The organism is Vibrio sp. OPT18 (genome assembly GCF_015163615.1).
Classification (GTDB): Bacteria; Pseudomonadota; Gammaproteobacteria; order Enterobacterales; family Vibrionaceae; genus Vibrio; species Vibrio coralliirubri.
In genome coordinates, this window is the sequence record NZ_JADDYK010000060.1 from 30,168 (window position 1) to 32,148 (window position 1,981).

Consider the following 1,981-nt stretch of genomic DNA (forward strand, 5'->3'; position numbering starts at 1 on the left):
TCGCGAAGGTTACGTAACTGACACCACCAACGATTAAAATCTCTAAGACTTTACCGCGAATGTAGTTCGAGATTTGCTGGTTCATCTCTTCCCATACTTTGGTCGCTAAACGACGATTTCGAGGAAGTACACCGCTCGCCATTCTGATCATCTCTTCTTTGTCTTTTAACAAGAAGAAGATAAGAAGTGGCACGAGAATCAAGTAAACCGCTAAGGTCGCTAAGCTCACAAGAGAAGCAAGAGAGCCTTTGACAACACTTTCACCAAAACCTAACGCTTTGTTCTTGGCGTTAGACATAATGGACTCAACGATCTGCAGGTTGGCTAGTTCTGGATAGCGTTCAGGAATCGTTGCAATGAAGTTTTGCAAGCTGCCATACATGCTTGGGATGTCATTGATCAGGTTACCCACTTGTTGCCAAATAGTTGGTACCAAGCCAAAGATCGCAAGTAGCATCACGCTAAAGAACATCATGATCACCAACATCACCGAAGGCGTTCTTGGAACACCGAGTCTTTGAAGTTGGGTAACAGGCCACTCAAGCAAATAAGCCAACACAATCGCAACCAAGAGTGGTGCAATTAGGTGACCAAAGAAGTAGATCGTAATAAAGCCGAAGAGAATGATGGCAACCAAACTGACAGCATGGGGATCAGAGAAACGTCGTTTATACCAACGATTGACCATTTCAAGCATCTGACTGCAATTCCTTTTTAGTGACGAGGAGATGATGGTAATTAGAGCAAACCTCAGTGACGACGTCATAGGCTTGCTTAGACAAATAAGTAACAATATCTTTCATCGAGCTGTTATCAGAGACATAAATTGACAATGACTGCCCTACTTCTAACTTTACACTGTGACGCTTGGCTAATAATAGCGCCATTGGACAGCGCTCTTGGCGTAAATCTAGAATATTAGGTGTCATTCTTGAGCTCGATGCTTATTATAAGGGTCGTATTGTAATCTGTTTTTGAAAACGCGCCATCATTCATTCATCTTCCTTCATGATAGCGCACGCACTTGGCAAAGGTTAAATCAGATAAAGAACCAATTTGCATTGCACTTGTCTTACTGTCAGAAGAAACGGAGTATTACTGACTAATATGTTTAAACGCGCTCGCTCAATTGCTTGCTTATGCATCGCAGCTACATTAAGCACCCCAACTATGGCGAATACCAATAGTTTGGAGCTACCAGATATCGGTACCGCTGCTGGCGGCACACTCACTATAGACCAAGAGCTTATCTATGGTGATGCCTACATGCGCATCATCAGAAGCAGCCAGCCTATCGTAAACGACCCAGTTCTAAATCTATATATTGATACGCTTGGCCATCGTCTGGTCGCGAACGCAAATGATGTAAAGACACCTTTCCAGTTCTTTATGATCCGTGACCGCAACATCAACGCCTTTGCTTTCTTTGGTGGTTATGTTGCTTTGCACTCAGGTCTATTCCTGCATGCACAATCTGAAAGTGAATTGGCTTCTGTATTAGCGCACGAAATCGCGCACGTAACCCAACGTCACTTAGCGCGTAGTATGGAAGACCAAGCGCGCCGCTCTCCAGCAACCATTGCAGCGCTAGCAGCCTCTGTATTACTGGCAATTGCAGCTCCTGAAGCCGGCATTGCAGCCCTAACGGCAACAACTGCGGGCAATATGCAAAGCCAAATCAACTACACACGTAGTAATGAAAAAGAAGCCGACCGCTTTGGCATCAATACGCTAGCAAAAGCTGGGTTTGATGTGAATGCGATGCCACGTTTCTTTGGCCGTTTAGCTGATGAATATCGCTATGCGAGCACACCACCGCCAATGCTACTGACTCACCCATTACCAGAAGACCGAATTACCGATTCACGCGCTCGTGCTCGTAGTTACCCGCCACTGAAACTGGCTCCGTCTCTGGACTACCACCTAGCAAGAGCCCGCATTGTTGCTCGCTATGCTGGCATTAATAATGATGCTGCTCTTG

At 45.4% G+C, this 1,981-nt stretch carries 2 protein-coding genes and 1 pseudogene; 1 reads left to right on the top strand and 2 read right to left on the bottom strand.

What is annotated here, in order from left to right:
• Both IQQ51_RS27180 and IQQ51_RS15175 read right to left on the bottom strand, forming a co-directional pair.
• Positions 1–697: AI-2E family transporter (locus tag IQQ51_RS27180; RefSeq protein WP_228012892.1), on the bottom strand; the 697-nt coding region annotated here is incomplete at its 3' end.
• The gene (locus tag IQQ51_RS15175) at positions 690–929 is read right to left on the bottom strand and encodes a sulfurtransferase TusA family protein (RefSeq protein WP_029235389.1); all 240 of its coding nucleotides are present in this window, start codon (positions 927–929) and stop codon (positions 690–692) included. The genes IQQ51_RS15175 and IQQ51_RS27180, both read right to left, overlap by 8 nt.
• A 178-nt stretch (positions 930–1,107) precedes the next feature.
• Between IQQ51_RS15175 and IQQ51_RS27185 the strand changes: the two are divergent.
• Positions 1,108–1,981 (top strand): annotated as a pseudogene (locus IQQ51_RS27185) (M48 family metallopeptidase); the annotation flags it as partial.

Excerpts from the sequence above, each read along its gene's own strand:
- IQQ51_RS15175 (WP_029235389.1), bottom strand. The coding sequence starts at position 929 with ATGACACCTAATATTCTAGATTTACGCCAAGAGCGCTGTCCAATGGCG.